Origin of the sequence: Streptomyces sp. NPDC002133, from assembly GCF_040296405.1 — a bacterium.
In the GTDB taxonomy this organism is placed as follows: domain Bacteria; phylum Actinomycetota; class Actinomycetes; order Streptomycetales; family Streptomycetaceae; genus Streptomyces.
Genome location: NZ_JBEOXF010000044.1, coordinates 22,306 through 41,310 on the forward strand (window position 1 = coordinate 22,306; position 19,005 = coordinate 41,310).

Annotated in this window: 15 protein-coding genes; 8 read left to right on the forward strand and 7 right to left on the reverse strand. The window is 68.7% G+C overall.

Going from position 1 to position 19,005, the window contains the following annotated elements; all coding sequences use genetic code 11:
* Nucleotides 1-129 precede the first annotated feature (129 nt).
* From ABT078_RS30565 to gmd, 7 genes are all read right to left on the reverse strand, one after another.
* On the reverse strand, nt 130-1,290 hold the full coding sequence (locus tag ABT078_RS30565; protein ID WP_351233390.1) for a glycosyltransferase family 4 protein: 1,161 nt from the start codon (nt 1,288-1,290) through the stop codon (nt 130-132).
* Between the two features lie 2 nt (nt 1,291-1,292).
* Nucleotides 1,293-2,759, reverse strand: coding sequence for an oligosaccharide flippase family protein (locus ABT078_RS30570; protein ID WP_351233392.1), 1,467 nt, complete (start codon nt 2,757-2,759; stop codon nt 1,293-1,295).
* A gap of 151 nt (nt 2,760-2,910) precedes the next feature.
* A complete protein-coding gene (locus ABT078_RS30575) occupies nt 2,911-3,615 on the reverse strand; it encodes a class I SAM-dependent methyltransferase (RefSeq protein WP_351233394.1) in 705 nt (234 codons plus the stop codon).
* Nucleotides 3,616-3,812: 197 nt separating this feature from the next.
* Nucleotides 3,813-4,574, reverse strand: a complete 762-nt coding sequence (locus ABT078_RS30580; protein WP_351233396.1) for an FkbM family methyltransferase — start codon at nt 4,572-4,574, stop codon at nt 3,813-3,815.
* Between the two features lie 68 nt (nt 4,575-4,642).
* Nucleotides 4,643-6,103 carry an O-antigen ligase family protein gene (locus tag ABT078_RS30585; protein ID WP_351233399.1) on the reverse strand — a complete coding sequence of 487 codons (1,461 nt, stop codon included), beginning with the start codon at nt 6,101-6,103 and terminating at the stop codon, nt 4,643-4,645.
* A 98-nt stretch (nt 6,104-6,201) separates the two neighbouring features.
* Nucleotides 6,202-7,131 (reverse strand): glycosyltransferase family 2 protein, encoded by a 930-nt coding sequence (locus ABT078_RS30590; RefSeq protein ID WP_351233401.1) that lies wholly within the window; start codon nt 7,129-7,131, stop codon nt 6,202-6,204.
* Nucleotides 7,132-7,135: 4 nt separating this feature from the next.
* Nucleotides 7,136-8,176: a GDP-mannose 4,6-dehydratase gene (gene gmd / locus ABT078_RS30595; RefSeq protein ID WP_351233404.1), complete on the reverse strand. Its 1,041-nt coding sequence runs from the start codon at nt 8,174-8,176 to the stop codon at nt 7,136-7,138.
* A gap of 190 nt (nt 8,177-8,366) precedes the next feature.
* On the opposite strand from gmd, the gene ABT078_RS30600 reads away from it, so the two are divergent.
* The 8 genes from ABT078_RS30600 to ABT078_RS30635 all read left to right on the forward strand — a co-directional run bounded on the left by ABT078_RS30600 (nt 8,367) and on the right by ABT078_RS30635 (nt 18,817).
* Nucleotides 8,367-9,935, forward strand: coding sequence for a tyrosine-protein kinase domain-containing protein (locus tag ABT078_RS30600; protein WP_351233406.1), 1,569 nt, complete (start codon nt 8,367-8,369; stop codon nt 9,933-9,935).
* Between the two features lie 5 nt (nt 9,936-9,940).
* Entirely contained in the window at nt 9,941-10,924 is a 984-nt protein-coding gene (locus ABT078_RS30605) for a GDP-L-fucose synthase family protein (RefSeq protein WP_351233458.1), read from the forward strand.
* 301 nt (nt 10,925-11,225) lie between these two features.
* Complete coding sequence (locus tag ABT078_RS30610) at nt 11,226-12,101, forward strand: helix-turn-helix domain-containing protein (protein ID WP_351233408.1); 876 nt, start codon at nt 11,226-11,228, stop codon at nt 12,099-12,101.
* A 141-nt stretch (nt 12,102-12,242) separates the two neighbouring features.
* Nucleotides 12,243-14,219 (forward strand): maleylacetate reductase and hydroxyquinol 1,2-dioxygenase domain-containing protein, encoded by a 1,977-nt coding sequence (locus tag ABT078_RS30615; protein ID WP_351233410.1) that lies wholly within the window; start codon nt 12,243-12,245, stop codon nt 14,217-14,219.
* A 15-nt stretch (nt 14,220-14,234) separates the two neighbouring features.
* Nucleotides 14,235-15,998 (forward strand): FAD-dependent oxidoreductase, encoded by a 1,764-nt coding sequence (locus ABT078_RS30620; RefSeq protein ID WP_351233412.1) that lies wholly within the window; start codon nt 14,235-14,237, stop codon nt 15,996-15,998.
* An 86-nt stretch (nt 15,999-16,084) separates the two neighbouring features.
* Nucleotides 16,085-16,867 (forward strand): CoA transferase subunit A, encoded by a 783-nt coding sequence (locus ABT078_RS30625; RefSeq protein ID WP_351233414.1) that lies wholly within the window; start codon nt 16,085-16,087, stop codon nt 16,865-16,867.
* Nucleotides 16,867-17,511: a CoA transferase subunit B gene (locus tag ABT078_RS30630; RefSeq protein WP_351233416.1), complete on the forward strand. Its 645-nt coding sequence runs from the start codon at nt 16,867-16,869 to the stop codon at nt 17,509-17,511. The genes ABT078_RS30625 and ABT078_RS30630 overlap by 1 nt, the downstream gene beginning before the upstream one ends.
* 115 nt (nt 17,512-17,626) lie before the next feature.
* On the forward strand, nt 17,627-18,817 hold the full coding sequence (locus tag ABT078_RS30635) for a thiolase family protein (RefSeq protein ID WP_351233418.1): 1,191 nt from the start codon (nt 17,627-17,629) through the stop codon (nt 18,815-18,817).
* The last annotated feature ends 188 nt before the right edge of the window (nt 18,818-19,005 follow it).

Below are 19,005 nucleotides of genomic sequence, written 5' to 3' on the forward strand. Positions count from 1 at the left end.
TCGATGTGGGAGTAGACCGGCTTTGATGACACGCCCACTCGTCCGCTGTTCTGAGCCGAACGTGTGAGAGTCAGCGGGTTAAACGCTTGTCCCGGTGGCACATAACTGATCTGCACCGTTTCGTTGGCCTCAGCTGACCTTCCCGAACCAGTCGATGTAGGCACGAGCCACGTCCTGGAGCTGGAAGTTGTCCGCAACATGCTTCCGGGCCCGCTCAGCGAGCAGCGCGCGGCGTTCGTGGTCTCGGAAAAGTGCTGTCATGCTCAAGGCCAAAGTTGCGGGGTCACCGATGTCTGTCAGAACACCCGCCAGCCCACCATTGAGAACCCAGGGAACTCCTCCGCTGCGGGCGCCTGCCACAACCGGAACGCCGATGGCCATGGCCTCGAGGATGGTCAAAGGAAAACACTCCACCCGGGACGGGTGTACCAATACGTCTGCCTCTCGCGCGAGGCGCTGAAGCATCATGGCGTGGTCGGTGGGTCCAATGAACTCCACCCCTTCACGGAGGCCCTGCTCGTTGGCCCACTTCTCCGCAGGCCCGCCAGGGCCGAATCCATCGCCGAACACCAGAAGCCGTGCTGCTGGCAGGGTTTCTCGCACGATTCGGAAGGCTTGCAGCAGCCCGGTTCCATTCTTCAGGCGTCCCCATCCTCGAAGCGCTGATGCGAATACCGGATCGCCGTGGCAGCGTGGTGCCTCAGCGCGAGGAAGTGCATCGAGCATCAGGCCGTTGGGGATCACTTCGATATGACGCTGGACGCCGAGACAGCGACGTACATGGCGTGCCGTGTACGGACTGACGGCACTCAGGGAAGTGGCTCTATGCACGGCGGGCAGGGCCAGGCTGTGGCGCAACCAACGATAGGCGCTGCGCATTTCCCAGGCCGAGCGGAGCGGAGCGTCGTGCGCGGTGACGCATGACGGCAGCCCTGTGTCACTTGCCGCCAGGGCGAACTCGTAGGTCCAATGGGCACTGATCACGTCAGCGGGGTGCTCACGCATGCCGGTGGCCAAACCACTGCGCTCGACACGGAAGAAGTCACGCGCGCGATGTCTGGCTCTGGGCCGCTGCGGCACGGCGACAATCTTTAGTCGATTGCCGTCCCCGTACACGCGGCGCTCTCTCAGTTCGGCGCTCAGGGCATACACGGTCACGCGGTGCCCTTGATCCAGCCACGTGCGAACCAGCCAGCCGGTGTACGGGAAGGAATAGACACCTGGGACCTCCTCCGGCACGTAGCTGCGGAGCATCGTGAGATCGATGGGCCCCGCAAACCCGATATGCATGGTCACTTTCCTTTCACGTCGCCAGGGGCGGTCGTACTCAGCCGAATCCGTGCTTCGACTTGCCTCGGGCCACCGGGGCCGTCTCCTCGAGAGCGCAGAATTCCTGCGGCAACGGCCACTGCGTGCAGCGGCATCCGGTCGCGCACAAGGGCGCAGAGCGCGACAACCGGCAGCATGCAGGCCAGGCCGCACCCGATCGCGGCCGCCGGGGGCCGACCGTAGCTGCCCAGAGTGGCCGCACCCCCGAGCAGAGCGCCAATGCCCGCATGGATCGAATGAATGCGCAAGGCCACACGTGCGGGCAGCAGGTCGGCACGGTGCCAGCCGATGAGCTGGACCAGGTGTCCGGCGGCTTGCCCCAGGGTTGCCGCGGCGGCAAGCAGAGCGAGACTGTGCGCCACGGCCGCCACGCCGACTCCCACGAGTGTGGTGACCAGCACCGCCAACTGTGTCACCAGCACGGCACTGGTCGCATGTCGGACCTGATCGATGATCATGCCTGATCGGCACATAAGCGCCATGCCGGCACCTGCTGCGGTGAGTGGCACCAGCGCGGTGGCCAGCCCCCAGCCCGGGCCGAGCAGCAGTTCGAGCGCCGCCGGCCCGAGCCCGCACAGTGCTCCGAAGCCGAAGAAGGTGGCAGCCGAAGCCGTGCACACGATGTATTCCGTCGTGCGGCTGCCCGCGAGACGGCCCGACTCACGCCGCTCGGCAAGCAAGGGAGTGGCTGCGGAGTTCAGTCCCTGGAACAGAACCTGGGAAGGGAGACCGACGAAGTAGGAAGCGCGGGAGTAGGCCCCGGTGGCGTCCGCCCCGAACAACCGCCCCACAACCCACGTCGGCGAACTGTTGCTGACGAACTCCAGAAGACCGAAGCCGGTCAGAAAGCTGGAAGGCGCCACGAGGTGGCGCACCTTGACCGGCGGGCCGGGGGGCAGCACGGGGCGGGCGACGAACCGGCCCGCGACGAGTGCCAGGGCGACCACCGCTGCCGAAGGCTGTGCGGCCGCGAGCCCCAGCGGGTTCCACCCGAGAGCGATCAACGTGACACCGGCAACGATGCCACTTGCCTGGCCTGCCAGTTCACACGTCACCGCCGCGCGTGCCTGCCCCAGGCGACGCAATGTGGCGACCGCCACCGCAGCTGCAGGCTGGACGAGGAATTGGCAGCCCAGCAACCGCAGCATGGACGGCATTTCATGCATCTGCCATAGCGCCCCGAGCAGCGGAGCAGTCGTCTCGATCAGTGTGAAACAGACGATGCCGCAGATGGTCCCGAGTCGCCCGGCAGCATAAGCGGCCGGCCGGGTCAGCACACCGACCCGCAGCACATACGTTGCCAACCCGGCGTTGGACACATAGCCGAGCAACTGGATCACGGTGAGGGCGACGGCGTACGCGCCGAATGCGCCGGGCGTCACCGCTCGACCGGTGTAGGTGGCGTATCCCAGCTGGAGCAGCAGGAGCACGGCCGAGCCGGAACAGTTCCACTTCAGCCAGTTGAGAGCCGACCGGGGCCCGGCCCCAGGAGAGTGATCTGCATCAGCGAGCTTCACAAAGGAACCGCCTCACGCCGCGCACGAAGTGGGAACTCCAGCACCGTTGACCCGCTTCATGTGGTCAGGGTGCGGATTCCTTGCACACGAGGACCAGCCCCTCCGAGAACGCGGGCCGCAATTTCACCGCAGCATGGGAGGCAGCCCGCAGGAAGCGCTCGCGAACTCTCTTGCCCGATCCGAGAACGTGGTAAAACAGCCATCGGCTCGGGTGCAGCCCGCAGTCCGACACCAGGCGTGCCAACGAAGCAGGGGTGAACACGTACACGTGGTCGGGGTGGATGCTCTCCAGGCCTTTCATCGTATTGACAACGCCTTTGAAAGCAAGTCCGTTCGGAGTCGAGAGGATCAACTCGGCTCCGCTTCCTGCTTCCCGCATCAGGTCTGCAATGCCACGAAGAAACGATGCGGCGTCACGTACGTGTTCAATGACATCTCCTGCCAGGACGATCTCTGGCTTGAACCGGGCGGCGATGGATCTGGCGTCCTGGTCGGTGACGTCCATAACGGCGTATTCCCCACCCAGTCGTTCCCGCAGGAGCTCGACGCCACGGGCGTCGATGTCCGATCCGAGAACAGCGGAGGCAGTCTTCAGCAGCTTGGCATGGAGGATTGACCCGTCGTCCAACCTTTCGGCAGTCAACGGCGAGTCGGCGCAGCCGATGTGCAGCACACGGCGCCCGGCGCAGAGCTCGAGCAGGAGCGCGTCCCGGTCAGGCATCACGGGCCCGACGGGAAGACGATGAACAAAGAATCCGGGATGCGGCATGATGCCTCTCCTCAACTTGCTGCAAAGGCACGGGGCGGGGAAGGTGCACGACGCCAGATCGCTCAATGAGAAGTGAGAATATCGGCATCCCCTGGCACAGTGCGCGCCGAATCACCAGGCTAACTCAGCTTCTTGCCGACAGAGATCTGACACACCCTCGCGACGAGGCAGAAACTGAGAGGCCCGAGTCGAGGAATTCAACAGGTGCGAGAATCCCGAGCGGAGTCCCGGAGGAAGACCGCATCACATTGAAGCATCTGGCCACTCCGGCGATCGATGAAGCCGGGTACCACGGCCATCAAGGTGAAACCGAGCTTCTGCGCCAGGTCCAGAACCTGACCGAACACCAGGCTGCCCTCATACAACGGCACCAAGGAAGTCTCCATCTGCAGCCCATGGCAACGGTCGATGAGCTCCCCGGCTCCGTGCAGAACACGTTCCTCGTATCCCTGAACGTCGAGCTTGAGGAAGATCCGATCATTTGGTCCGGCCACCTGCGACCACAGGGCGTCGAGACGATACTGCTCGGCCTCCTGGCGGTCCACGTAGCGGGACTCCGGACATGCCTTGGCATGCCGGGGCAGCATAGAGAGAATGGAGCTGCTCAATCCGCTGTTGCCGGCTACGTTGACGGTGACGGTGGATCTCTCGTCACCCAGCGCGCAGGGGAACACCGTCCACAGCGGATCCGCCACCGCCCTCTGGCGCAGAGTCTTGAGCGGACCGTTCAACGGTTCAAAGGATACGATCCGGCCCTGGTATCCGAACCGCCGCAGCATTACCCCGTACTGGCCGCAGTTCGCCCCCACGTCGAGAACCACATCGATACCGAAGCCGCGTAGCAACTGCACCACGCGGTAATCGAAGGAACACTCCGGGAATCGGCTCACGTCGATGCCGAAGCGCTGTGCTGTTTTGCGAGCACGATGAAGAAGAGTCACTCGTGCATTCTCGGTCACTTGGCGTTCTTTCATGTCAATTGCGGTGTTTACACGCCGCACCTCCCACTCCCGGCTCGGCACCACCCTCAGCACGAGCGAGCTGAGGGTGGTGCAGCATTGACGCTGTCCGGGACGGATGAGGGTCGGGGCACAACGGCTGCCGTATGAAGAACAGTCTCTGCGGTACAAGTATCCGCGCCGAGTCGACCGGGCGACGGCTGCCGGCGCTCGCCGACTGCGGAGACTCGCGCCTGCCACAGGCACAGCCCCAGCAGCACCGCCTGCTCGGGCAACGCCGAGTAGGCGACAAAGAGCACCAACTGGCCGATGATCGCCAGGCGCAGAGCCAGGGTCCCGGATCCTGCCTGGACGGACCGCCGCCACGCCAGGACGTACAGGACCAGCAGCGCCCCCAGTCCGACCAGACCCAGGCGCAGTACGACGTGCAGGTAGTAGTCATGCGGAGAGACGGTGACGAGCCCGCCCGCGATGGACCGCTCGTAGCCGGAGCCGAACGGGGCGCCGAACAGCCACTGGGCTGCAGAGCGCGGCGCGTTCAGCAGATCCTGCCAGCCGAGGACCCGCCAGACGAACGTGCTGTGCGTGCCCTGTGTCTCCATGAAGGAGTCCGTGAGAGCACCTCCGATCGCACCGAAGGCTCCAACGGAGTAAAGCAGTACTGCCGAGAAGAGCACCGTCACCCCTGCGATCGCGGACGCCACGCGCTGCCCGGTTCGAGCAGGACGCAACACCCACCATGCGATCGCCATGGCCGCAGCAGCCACCCACACGGTGCGGTGCTGCAGCAAGGCGACGAGGACGAGAAGCAACAAGGCCAGCAGCGATCGGCCGCGCGCTTGCCGCGTGCGCGTCGGAGGGTGATGGCCTGACGAGCCGGCAGTGGACGAGGCGGACACGAGCGGGCACAGCAGGAGCATCGCGCCCTGCGCCAGGACGAGCGCCGCGCCGGCAGGCACAGGTCTGGGGTCGACCGTCACCCCATCGACCGTGACGCGCGTGGTCACCGAATGCAGTCCGCGGCCCGCCCAACCGGCCAGGCTCAACAACGCATACGCTGCCGCGGAGGCCAGCCAGGCCCGGGTGACGATCCGACTCAGTGAGGTGCCCAGGGGCGCGGTGGCCGTGTAGAGGGCGATGGCGAGGAAATACCAGAAATAGACCCGGGAGTCGTTGCCCGCGGCCTGGAGACCGAAGTTGGCGATCCCCCGCAGGGTCGACCATCCGGTAAGAGCGACCAGCGTCAGGAGAGGCAACAACCCCGCGTGACCAGTCAGGCCGCCGCGCCACAGACGCACCAGTGCGACACAGAGCGCGCAGACGGCCAGGACGTCCATCGGGTACACACGCACACCGATGTCGAGGGCGGCTGTCTGTCCGCCGGCGGCGACGGCCCAGACCTGTGTGCCCAGCAGCAGCCCGATGGCGGTCCCGCAGTGCCGGGCGAAGACCCACAGCAGCAGCCCGACGAGCGGGAGTGCCGTGAACAGCGTCAGCAGGGTGTGCGGGTCAACGGGAAGGTGTCGCACCGTGATCCGTCCTGGGGTGTGGGAAAGCGCGCGGAGGGAGCCGGTGTCCCGCAGCCGCCCGCACGGTCAGTCGTCCGTCCGGACACGTGCCGGAGTACTCATGGATCCGCTCGAAGGAACGTGGGGCGATGCCGTGGCAGGGCTCGAGCCCGGCGCACGGTGGACCGCAGGGCGGTCTTCAGGTACGGGGAGCAGAAGACCAGCGGGGCCCAGGGGCCGAGGTGACGGCAGCAATACCGCCACCAGGGTCCCGGCGGCTGCTCCCGTAGTGAGACCAGCCGACGCAGCGCGGTGCGCGCCCCGATGCCGGGCTCGGCCGAAGTGCCGTGGGCGAGCGGTGGGTTGTCGTCGCAGGTGCCCACGTGGCCGGGGGCAAGCAGCACCGGGATGCCGGCCCGTCGAGCGCGGAGCCCGTAGTCGTGGTCGCCCATACGGTGAGGGAAGGCGGGGTCGAGATCCCCCAGCATGTGCCTGGCGCGGGCAGTGACCAGGACCGCGTTGCCATTGCAGGTGTCGCACGGCTTCGGCTGGCGGGCATCCGGCTCGATCCGCTCCAGACGAGGAGGGTGCAGGTCGGCGCGGACGACTCGATAGCCGCTGTAGGTGGTGCGAGTGCCGTCGCCGGACCGCATGGCGCCGACAGCGACGGCCGGGCGATCCAGCGGGGAGGCGGTGCGCAGCAGCGCGGCGAGCGCTCCACGGTCGAGGACCACGTCGTCGTTGAGCCACACGACGTGGGCCGAGGGGTCCGCCCGGGTCGCGGCGATCCTGGTCCCGGTGCCCCAGTAGACGTCCGCACCGACCGTGACCACGTCGGTGTCCGGGAATGCGGCCCGCACATCAACTGCCGTTCCGTCGACGCTGCCGGCATCGACAAGGTGAACGGTCAAGCGGGTGCCGGCCGGAAGGCCGGTCTGGACATGCAGCGAGGCGATGGCCGCAAGGGTGCTGTCCCGACGGTTGTGACAGGTCATCAGGACGGCGACGGCGCCCGGGGCGTCGTCGGGCGCGACGTGATCGAGGGGCACCGGGTCACCGCACGGCCGGAGCGGGGACGATGGGCGGAGCAGCCTGGCCACCGGGCCCGACGGTGTGCCCAAGAGCGCTGAGTTCCGCGTCGACCATCAGACGGGCCAGCTCCGGGGCGCGCACAGTCGCACGCCAGCCGAGAAGCCGCTCGGCCTTGGAGGCATCCCCGACCAGGTGATCGACCTCGGTCGGGCGCAGGTAGCGCTCGTCGAAGCGCACGTGGTCACGCCAGTCCAGGCCGACGTGAGCGAAGCACTGCTCGACGAAGTCACGCACGCTGTAGCTCGTGCCTGTGGCAACGACGTAGTCGTCCGGACCCTCCTGTTGCAGCATCAGCCACATCGCCTCGACGTACTCGGCGGCGTATCCCCAGTCCCGGCGGGCATCGAGGTTGCCGAGGTGGAGCACGTCCTCCAGGCCGGCCTTGATCCGCGCGGCGGCCACGGCCGCCTTGCGGGTCACGAACGTCGGACCACGGCGCGGAGACTCGTGATTGAACAGGATGCCGTTGACGGCATAGAGGCCGTACGCCTCCCGGTAGTTACGGGTGACCCAGTACGCGTACACCTTGGCCGCCCCGTAGGGCGACCGAGGATGGAAAGCGGTGTGCTCGTGCTGGGGCGGCGCTGCCGCCCCGAACATCTCCGAGCTGGACGCCTGGTAGAAGCGGCAGGGAAGGCCCGTCCTCCTGATGGCCTCCAGCAGCCGCGTGGTACCCAGCCCCGTGGTGTCCCCGGTGAATTCGGGCTCGTCGAACGACACGCGCACATGCGACTGGGCGGCAAGGTGGTACACCTCGTCCGGCTGCACCTGCTCCAGCAGTCCTGCGATGCGGGTCCCGTCGGTGAGGTCGCCGTAGTGCAGGAAGAGGCGGGCCTCGGGGTCGTGCGGATCACGGTAGAGGTGGTCGATGCGCTGCGTGTTGAACGTGGAGGCGCGGCGGACGATTCCGTGGACCCGGTAGCCCTTGTCCAGCAGCAGCTCTGCGAGGTAGGAACCGTCCTGGCCCGTGATGCCGGTGATGAGCGCCGTCTTGACGGTCACACGCACTCCTTAGCTGGGGGTGGGTGTCGAAAGTGGACGGAATTCTCCTGTGCAGGTGGGCGCCCCGACACCTCGATCAGTGTAGGGACAACTCATGCCTTTTTGGCGGATTGTGGCGTTCTGCAATTTTTGCCCCTTTGCTCCGTAAGGTGAGGGCTGCCCTCACTGGATCCGACCGGGGACGGACACCTTGGACCTGCGTGACTACCTACGAGTCCTCTCTCGCCGCTGGTGCGCCATCACCGTGCTGACCGTGCTCGGTACGGCCGTCGGCGCACTCGTCACCTACACCGCGGTCCCCGAATACCGGGCCGGCGCGAAGCTCTTCGTCTCCCTGCAGGGCGGAACCGACGCCGACACGGCTCAGCTCGCGCAGGGGAACCTCTTCACGCAGGCTCGCGTGCAGTCGTACGCAGAGGTGGCGGCGAGCCCTCTGGTGACCCGGCATGTCGTGAAGGAGCTGAAGCTCGACATGTCGCCGACTCAGCTGAGCGGCAGAATCAGCGCGACGGTCCAGCCCGACACGGTGCTGCTCCGACTCACCGTCACCGACACCCGGCCGGAGCGGGCCGCGCGGATCAGCAATGCTGTTGCCGATCGCTTCGCCAACGTGATCCGCAGTCTCGAACGCCCGGTGGGCGCCGAGACGTCCCCCGTGCGGCTGAGTGTCACGGAGCCGGCCTCCGTGCCGTCCGCGCCCTTCTCCCCGCGTCCCATCGTGAACCTCGCCCTCGGGCTGCTGGCCGGACTGGCCCTCGGAGCGGTCTTCGCCCTGGCAAGGGAAACCCTGGACACCTCGGTACGCAGCACCCAGGCTCTGACCGAGTTCCTGGCCGGGTTCGGCGGGCCGCCCGTACTGGGCAGCATCGTGCATGACCCACAGACCACCAGGCATCTGGTGGCGGTGCGCGACGACGTGCACGGACTGCGTGCCGAGGGCTTCCGGCGGCTGCGCACCAACCTGCAGTTCGTGGACGTGGACCGGCCGCCGAAAGTGATCGCGGTGACCAGCCCGCTGTCCGGTGAGGGAAAGACCACTGTCGCGATCAACCTGGCCGCGACACTGGCCGAGACCGGCGCCTCGGTGTGTTTGGTCGACACCGATCTGCGCCGTCCTTCCACCGCCCGCATCCTGGGGCTGGTCCGGGACGCCGGGCTCACCACCGCGTTGATCGGCCAGGCCGAGGTGGAGCAGGTGCTGCAGTCGACGGTCACCTTCTCCGTGCTGACCAGCGGCTCCGTTCCGCCCAACCCCACCGAGCTGCTGGGCAGCGAACAGCTGAGGGCCGCGCTGCTCGCCCTCGCGGAGAAGTTCGACCATGTCGTGGTGGACACCGCTCCGGTACTCCCGGTCGCGGACGCGTCCGTGATCGCCTCCGCCGTCGACGGTTACCTGCTGGTGGTACGTGCTTCACGCACCAGCCGCGACCAGGTCGGCGAGGCCCTCCGCACACTGCAGCACGTCGGTGCCTCCGTGCTCGGCACGGTCCTCAACATGGCGTCCGCGAAGGAGGAGCGCGGCGCCCATGGCTACGCCTACGAATACCGTCCGCAGAGCCACACGACCGGCCGCCTCTCCAAGCTGGGCGGGCTGGTGCGCGTCGGCAGACCCGCACCGTCCATCGACACCGCTCCGGCTCTGCCGACTCCAGGGGGAGAACGGGACGTCCAGGTCACGGACGTCCAGGTCACGCGTGCGGAGGAAGTACTCCAGGACGGGACGCGCCCTGTGACCGCCGAACCGAGCGTTCAGCGGTGACCACCATGACCTCGGTGGGCCACGGCCGGACTCACCGCCCTCTCGACCGCTCGGCGCGCGTGTTCGTGGCCGGAAGCCGTGGGCTCGTCGGTTCGGCCGTGCGACGGCACCTGGTCCGGGAGGGCTTCACCGACGTGGTCGGCCCCCGCTCCGCGGAACTGGACCTGCGCGAGCGCCGTGCCGTCCTCGACTGGTTCGCGGCCACGCGACCGGACGTGGTGGTGCTGGCCGCGGCGCGCGTGGGCGGGATCAAGGCCAATGCCACCCAGCCCGCCACATTCATCTCCGACAACCTGCGGATCCAGGTCAATGTGCTGGACGCGGCCCTGGAGCAGGGAGTGCAGCGGCTGCTGTTCCTGGGGTCCAGTTGCATCTACCCGAAATTCGCCGACCAGCCCATCCGCGAGGAGGCACTGCTGACGGGCGCGCTGGAGCCGACCAACGACGCCTACGCCATCGCCAAGATTGCCGGGATCCAGCAGGTGCAGGCGGTACGACGGCAGTACGGCCTGCCGTGGATCTGTGCCATGCCGACCAACCTGTACGGCCCCGGGGACAACTTCCATCCAGAGCACTCCCACGTACTGCCGTCGCTGATCCGGCGCTTCCACGAGGCCCACGAGGCAGGAGGTCGGCGGGTGGTGAACTGGGGTACCGGGATGCCCCGCCGCGAGTTCCTGCACGTGGACGACCTCGCCCGGGCATGCCTGCACCTGCTGGAGCGCTACGACGCGAGCGGCCCGGTCAACGTCGGAACCGGCACGGACCTGACAATCCGGGAGACCGCGGAGCTGGTGGCAGAGGTCGTCGGCTACCAGGGGTCCATCGAGTGGGATGCGGCTCAGCCGGACGGCACCCCGCGCAAGCTCCTCGACGTCTCCCGTCTCACTGCGCTGGGCTGGTCACCGCGCATCGGCCTGCCGGAGGGCCTCGCCGAGACCTACGCCTGGTACAGGAAACACCTCACATCGGGGGCCCTGCGGCAGTGACCGGACGACTCCGATCGGTCACGACCGTCGATCGTGACGGCCCCGGGGGCCGATGAAGGCGCCTGACCAGGGCTTACGCCCGTCAGGCGCCCTTTTCGTGATGATCGCCGCCCGAACGCCCATACTCACCTGCGCCGGAACGCCGCCGTAACGCCTCCGCATCAGGCACCCTCGCAGGAAACCCGCCGCAAGCACGGCAGGGAATGCACCCCAATCATTTAGCATTCAACAAAGAGTATCTGTCACACCACCGCGTGGGAGGCTCGCATGGGCACCGCTACCGGGCTCGGAGGTCTCAAGCATGTCTGAACTGGGACTCCTCGACACCAGTGGCATCCTGTGCCAGTCCTGGGTGAACCCGGACCGGACCAGCTCGGGTCTCGGCTGGGAGCACGCGTACGTGTCCACCCAGCGGGAAAGGCCGTACCACGCATCCTTCGATGCTGCCCCCACACACCTGCTGATCCTTCACCTGGACGGCCCGGTGACCGTCCGGCGCCGGTCCGGCCGGTCGGTACGGACCCGGCGGGTTCCGGCCGGGGGGATGTTCCTCCACCCGGCGGGTCGCGGGCTGGACGTCGAGCTCGAGGGGGGACTCGACACCGTCCATCTGTACCTCAGCGACCCGGCCCTGCAGGAAGCCCACGGCGGGCACGAGCCGGTGGAGCTCGCCGAGAAGCTGGGCGGCTCGGATCCACTGGTCGAGCAGCTCGTGCTGGCCCTGGACGGTGCGCTGCGGCACTGGGAGCCCTCCGCCCGCACCTATGTCGATCATCTGGTCGGTACGCTCGCCGCGCAGCTCGCCCGTGCGCACACGGTCGGCCGCCCCGCGGATCGCGACGGCGCGTTGTCGGGGCTGACCGTTCCGCAGCTCATGTCCGCACGGGAACTGATGGAGGAGCGGATCTCCGAGCCGCTGCCCGTCTCCGACCTGGCCGCGGCCACCGGCCTGAGCGCAAGCCAGTTCAGCAGGCAGTTCCGGACCAGCACCGGGAAGTCCCCCCACCAGTTCCTGCTGCAGCTGCGGCTGGACCATGCGCGGCGGCTGCTGCGCGCCACGGCCGTGCCCATCCCCGACGTGGCCGTCCGCTGCGGTTTCTCCCACCAGGAACACCTGACGCGCGTGATGCGCGCCAAGCTGGACACCACGCCCGCCGCCTTCCGGCGCGCGGGCTGACACCCGGGGCCACCCACGAAGCGGTCCGCCGCGCCAATCCTGCAGAAACACGCGCGAAACGTGCAGGAAACGGAACGCCCGCCGCCCGCACACTCAAGGTCTGAAATTCAGGGACCCACGGCATACGCGAAGGCGGACCCCATGAGGAATTTCGTCTACACCTCCCACCCCTCGCGGGTCATCTTCGGCACCGGTACGGTCAGCCGGGTCCGCGACGAAGTCGAGCGGCTCGGCTGTTCCCGTGTCCTGCTCCTGTCCAGCCCACCGGTGGCCAAGGCCGCCGCACAGGTGCGTGACGTCCTCGGTGACGTCACCGTGGCGGAGTTCGACGGTGCCGCCATGCACACTCCGGTGGACGTGACCGAAAGGGCCCTCGGGATCCTTCGGGAACACTCCGCCGACTGCCTGGTGGCCGTCGGCGGCGGTTCCACGACGGGGCTGGCCAAGGCCCTGGCGCTGCGCACCGATCTGCCGCAGATCATTCTTCCGACCACGTACGCCGGTTCCGAGGTCACCCCCGTGCTGGGCGAGACGCGGGACGGACGCAAGATCACACAGTCGTCGCCGGCGATCCTGCCCGAAACCGTCGTCTACGACGTCGAGTTCACCCTCGGCCTACCGGTGGGCATGTCGCTCACGAGCGCGATCAACGCCATGGCCCATGCCGTCGAGGCCCTCTACTCGCCGCAGGCGAACCCGGTCGTCGACGGCATGGCGCTCGACGCGATCGCCAGGATCGCCCGCGCCCTGCCGGCCCTCGTCGCCGAACCGTCCGACACCGAGGCACGCGCCGACCTGCTGCATGCCGCATGGCTCGCCGGCACCTGCCTCGCCTCCGTCGGCATGGGGCTGCACCACAAGCTCTGCCACACGCTGGGCGGTGCTTTCGAGCTGCCGCACGCCGAGACGCACACCGTGGTCCTGCCGCACGCGATGGCCTACAACGCCCCGGCAGCCCCGGACGTCATGAGCCGCATCGCCGACGCGCTGGGCGTGGCGGACGCCCCGAGCGGGGTGTTCGACCTGATCTCCTCCCTGGGAGGCCCCACGTCGCTGCGCGAGCTGGGCCTGGCGGAAGCGGATCTGCCGCAGGCCGCACGGCTGGCCACCTCGACGCCGTACCCCAACCCCCGGGAGCTGACGCCCCAGGGAATCGAGAGCCTGCTGCACGATGCCTGGCAGGGCCGCCGTCCGGCGGTTCCACCGGACCGGGCACCTGGGGCAGTGGTTCCCGCGGCACATGGAGCGGCTGCGGACGCGGAGCACCTGACCGATCAGGTGGTGGCGAGCTTCGCCGACGCACCAGATCCGCGGGTCGGGCAGCTGCTCGGCGACCTCGTGCGGCATCTGCACCATTTCGTGACGAGCAATGACGTCACCGAGTCCGAGTGGCAGTACGCGATCGACTTCCTGACCCGTACCGGGCAGATCTCCACCAGCACCCGTCAGGAGTTCGTGCTGCTGTCCGACACGCTCGGTGTCTCCAGCGTCGTCGACCTGCTCACCAACTCCCGCACCCCGCAGACCACTCCGTCGGCGGTTCTCGGGCCGTTCTACACGGACGGTCCACCGGAGACCGCGCACGGCGCGGACATCTCGCAGGGCGTGGCCGGCACTCCGCTGTGGGCCGACATCGGCATCACCGACACGGAGGGACGGCCCCTGGCGGATGCCGTCGTGGACGTCTGGCAAGCCAACAAGGACGGGTTCTACGACGTCCAACTGGCCGAATTCGACGGACCGGTGCTGCGGGGCCGACTGCGCACCGACGCGGAGGGCCACCTGCGCTTCTGGACGACCCTGCCCGCCGAGTACCCCATCCCGGACGACGGACCGGTGGGACAGATGCTCCAGGCCGTGGGTCGCCATCCCTACCGTGCCCCCCATCTGCACTTCATGATCTCCGCACCCGGCCACCAGCGCCTGGTCACCCAGCTGTTCGTGAAGGGGGGCCACTACATCGACTCCGACACCGTGTTCGGCGTCAAGGAGGGCCTCGTCGTCGACTTCACGCCCGGCGTCGGTGCGCCCCCGGACGGCCGTGAGGTCGACGGGGAGTGGCGCAACCTGCAGTTCACCTTCCGCATCGCCCGCCTGGCCGACGGCCCTGCACACTGACCTGGAGCAGTCCCCATGGAATCGACCCACGCCTACGACACCGACGTCCTCGTGGTCGGCAGTGGCCCCGCCGGTGGATCCGCGGCCCTGCTCCTCGCCACCTACGGCGTACGCACCCTGCTCGTCACCAAGTACGGCTGGCTGGCCAACACCCCTCGTGCGCACATCACCAACCAGCGCACCATGGAAGTGCTGCGAGACCTCGGCGTGGACGGCGAAGCCGTCGCGGCCGGAAGCCCCGCCGAACTCATGGGCGACACGGTCCTGTGCACCGCCCTGGCCGGCGAGGAGATCGGCCGGATCCGCAGCTGGGGCACCGGCCCCCACGCGGCGACCGAGTACGGGGTCGCCAGCCCCGCGCAGATGATCGACCTTCCGCAGACCTACCTGGAACCGATCCTGGTGAACAACGCGGCGGCGCGGGGCGCCAAGGTCCGCTTCGACACCGAGTTCCTCAGCCTGGAACAGGACGCCGACGGCGTCACCGCCCGGCTCCGGGACCGCCTGCGCGGGGACGAGTTCACCGTGCGGGCCCGCTATCTGATCGGAGCGGACGGCGGCCGCAGCAGTGTGGCGGAGCAGATCGGGCTGCCGATCGCCGGCGAGAGCGGCAAGGCCGGCAGCATGAACATCGTCTTCAAGGCGGACCTGTCACGGCACGTGGCCCACCGCCCGAGTGTTCTGTACTGGGTGATGCGCCCCGGCGCCCACATGGGCGGCATCGGCATGGGTCTGGTGCGGATGGTCCGGCCCTGGGACGAATGGCTGCTGGTGTGGGGATACGACATCGACCAGCCCCCGCCGCAGATGGACGAGGCCACCGCCCGCGACATCGTCCACGACCTCATCGGCGACCCGGACATCCCCGTCGAGATCACCTCGAGCTCGCTCTGGACGGTCAACCACAGCTACGCCACCACGTATTCGGCCGGGCGGGTCTTCTGTGCCGGGGACGCGGTGCACCGGCACCCGCCGTCCAACGGACTCGGCTCCAACACCTCGATCCAGGACTCGTACAACCTGGCCTGGAAGCTCGCCATGGTCATCCGCGGTCAGGCCGGACCCGGGCTGCTCGACACCTACACGGAAGAGCGGGCACCGGTGGGCAAGCAGATCGTCGATCGGGCGAACCTCAGCCGCGATCAGTTCGGCCCGATCTTCCAGGCGCTCGGCCTCGACGAGTACAGCGAGGAGGAGCACATCGCCGACGGTCTCGCCGCGTGCCGCAGCGAGACGGCCGACGGCACCAAACGGCGGCAGGCGCTGGAGGAGGCCATCCGGCTGAAGAACTTCGAGTTCAACGCCCACGGTGTCGAGATGAACCAGCGCTATGTGTCCGCGGCGGTCGTCCAGGACGACGACACCGCCGAGGCCTGGCCACGGGATCCGGAACTGTTCCACCAGGCGACGACCCGCCCCGGTGCCAAACTGCCGCACGCCTGGCTCGTCGACGGAGACGGTCACCGGGTGTCCACGCTGGACGTCGTCGGCAAGGGAGTCTTCACACTGGTCACCGGGCTCTCCGGTGGAGTGTGGGAGGCCGCGGCGGCCGCCTGCGCGGAGGCTCTGGGGCTTCCGCTGGCGTGCGTCCGCATCGGCGACCGGAACAGCCGCGACGCCTACGGCGAGTGGCGCCGGATATCGGAACTGGCCGAGGACGGGTGTCTGCTCGTCCGCCCGGACGGACACATCGCCTGGCGGGCCGCTTCGGCACCGGATGCCGACTCGACGGCGTACGAGGAACTGCTCGACGCACTGAGGACCGTGCTGCAGCGCTGACGGCGCGCGCGACGCGCAGAGGACCACACGAACAAGGGCGAACGCCACGCGCGCTGTTCGCCGGACCGGAACGGAGTGCAGTGCATATGGACAAGGTGGTTGCCGGCGCCGAGGAGGCGCTGGCCGGCGTCATGGACGGAGCGTCCCTGGCCGTGGGCGGCTTCGGCCTCAGCGGTGTCCCCGATGTGCTGATCCAGGCGCTGTACGCCACCGGCGCGAGCGGGCTGAGCGTGGTGTCCAACAACTGCGGAGTGGACGGCGGCGGGCTGGGCATCCTTCTCGCCGCGGGCCGCATAGCCCGCGTCACCGGCTCGTACGTCGGTGACAACAAGGAGTTCGCCCGCCAGTACCTCTCGGGGGAACTGCTGCTCGAGCTGACACCGCAGGGCACGCTCGCCGAACGTCTGCGAGCCGGAGGCTGCGGAATCCCCGCCTTCTTCACGCCCGCCGGTGTCGGCACCCAGGTCGCCGAGGGCGGCCTGCCCTGGCGCTACGCGCCCGACGGCACCGTGGCCGTGGCGTCACCGCCCAAGGAAGTACGCGAGTTCGACGGCCGGCGTTACGTGCTCGAGCACGGCATCACCACCGACTTCGCGCTCGTCAGGGCCGCCAAGGGCGACCGCCACGGCAATCTCGTCTTCCACCGCTCGGCCCGCAACTTCAACCCGCTCGCCGCGATGGCGGGCCGCGTCACGATCGCGGAGGTGGAGCACTTGGCCGAGCCCGGCGAGCTCGACCCGGACGAGATCCACCTGCCCGGCGTGTTCGTCCAGCGCGTGGTCGAACTGACCCCGGAGCAGGCCGCGGACAAGCGCATCGAAAGGCGCACGGTGACCGTGCCCTCAGCACGAGAGTCGGTGCAGCACTGATGGCATGGACCAGGGACGAGATGGCCGCGCGCGCGGCGGCGGAGATCCACGACGGCGACTACGTGAACCTCGGCATCGGACTGCCCACACTGGTCCCCGAGCACGTGGCCGAGGGAGTCCACGTGGTGCTCCAGTCGGAGAACGGCATCCTCGGCGTCGGCCCGTACCCTGCGGAGGAGGACGTGGACCCCGACCTGATCAACGCGGGCAAGGAGACGGTCACGGTGCTGCCGGGCGCGAGCTTCTTCGACTCCGCGCTGTCCTTCGGAATGATCCGGGGCGGCCACATCGACACCGCCATTCTCGGGGCCATGCAGGTCTCCGCCACCGGGGACCTCGCCAACTGGATGATCCCCGGCAAGATGGTGAAGGGCATGGGCGGTGCGATGGACCTCATCCACGGCGCCCGGCGGGTGATCGTCGTGATGGACCACTGCGCCAAGGACGGGAGTCCGAAGGTCGTCGATTCCTGCACCCTCCCCCTCACCGGGGTCGCGTGCGTCGACCGCATCATCACCGACCTCGGCGTCCTGGACGTCACGGAGGACGGTCTCGTCCTCGTCGAGACCGCACCCGGCATCAGCGCGGACGAGGTCGTCAGCCGTACGGCCGCGCCCCTGCGCGTGCCGGGCCCGGTCGGCTGACCTCGCGTCGGCCCCCTGACGCCCGTCGGCCGGGTTCCCGGACAGCACCCGGACCGGCGGGCACAACCCTCCACTCACCGCTCCCCCTCAACACCCCCCACACCAAGGAGTCTCGATGAACGAGCGCCTGCGGGACGTCTACGTCGTCGACGCCGTCCGCACACCCGTCGGCCGTTACGCGGGTGCCCTGTCCTCCGTACGTCCGGACGACCTCGCCGCCGGGGTGCTGCGCGCGCTGCTCGACCGCAGCCCCGCCCTGGACCCGGCCCTCATCGGCGACGTGCTCTTCGGCAATGCCAACGGCGCCGGGGAGGAGAACCGGGATGTCGCCCGCATGGCCGTCCTGCTGGCCGGGCTTCCCGTGACGGTCCCCGGTGCCGCCGTCAACCGGCTGTGCGGCTCGGGGATGGAGGCCGTCATCCAGGCCGCCCGCGCGATCGCGCTCGGTGACGCCTCCGTCGCCGTGGCCGGCGGAGTGGAGTCCATGAGCCGCGCCCCGTGGGTAGTGCCCAAACCGGATCGGGCCTTCCCCGTCGGGAACCAGCAGCTGTACTCCACCACGCTCGGCTGGCGGATGGTCAACCCGCGGATGCCCGACGCCTGGACCATCCCGCTCGGCGAGAGCGCCGAACTGATCGCCGACAGGTACGGAATCACCCGCGAGGCCCAGGACGTCTTCGCGCTCGCCAGCCACGAGAAGGCCGCCCGGGCGTGGAAGGACGGTGTCTACGAGGCCGAGGTGGTCCCCGTCGACGGTGTGGACCTGCCCCGCGACGAGGGGATCCGGGACGACACCTCCCTCACCGCGCTCGCCCGTCTCAAGCCGGTCTTCCGTGAGGGCGGCACGATCACGGCCGGCAACGCCTCGCCCCTCAACGACGGCGCGGCAGCCCTGCTGCTCACCGACGAGGCCGGGCTGGCCGAGACGGGCCGTGAGCCGCTGGCCAGGATCCGCGCCAGTGCCGTGACCGGCATCGAGCCCCAGTACTTCGGCCTCGGCCCGGTCGAGGCGATGCGCAACGCGATGACGAAGGCGGGGCGCGCCTTCGACGACCTTCACACCGTCGAGCTCAACGAGGCCTACGCCGCGCAGGCCCTCGGCTGCCTGGCCGCCATGCCCGAACTCGACTCGGGCATCCTCAATCCGAGGGGCGGCGCCGTCGCCATCGGGCATCCCCTCGGCGCCTCCGGCGCCCGCATCACCGGAGCGGTCGCGCACCAGCTCGCCGCTGCCGGCTCGGGCACGGGCCTGGCAGCGCTGTGCATCGGTGTCGGGCAGGGCCTGGCGCTGGTCCTGGAGCGCTGAGGCGCAGGGAACGGGCGGTCGTCGTACACCGCGTGCCCGTGGGCCGGTAGCACTTCGGCGCGGTGCGCGCGGTGCCGCACGGGAGAGCGACATCGTGCCGCGTACGGCGGCCCGGCCGTCCCGCGGACGGCTGGATTCCCGCGGACGACTGGATTCCTCGCGGCCGGTCGCACCATCCGGTTCTCCGC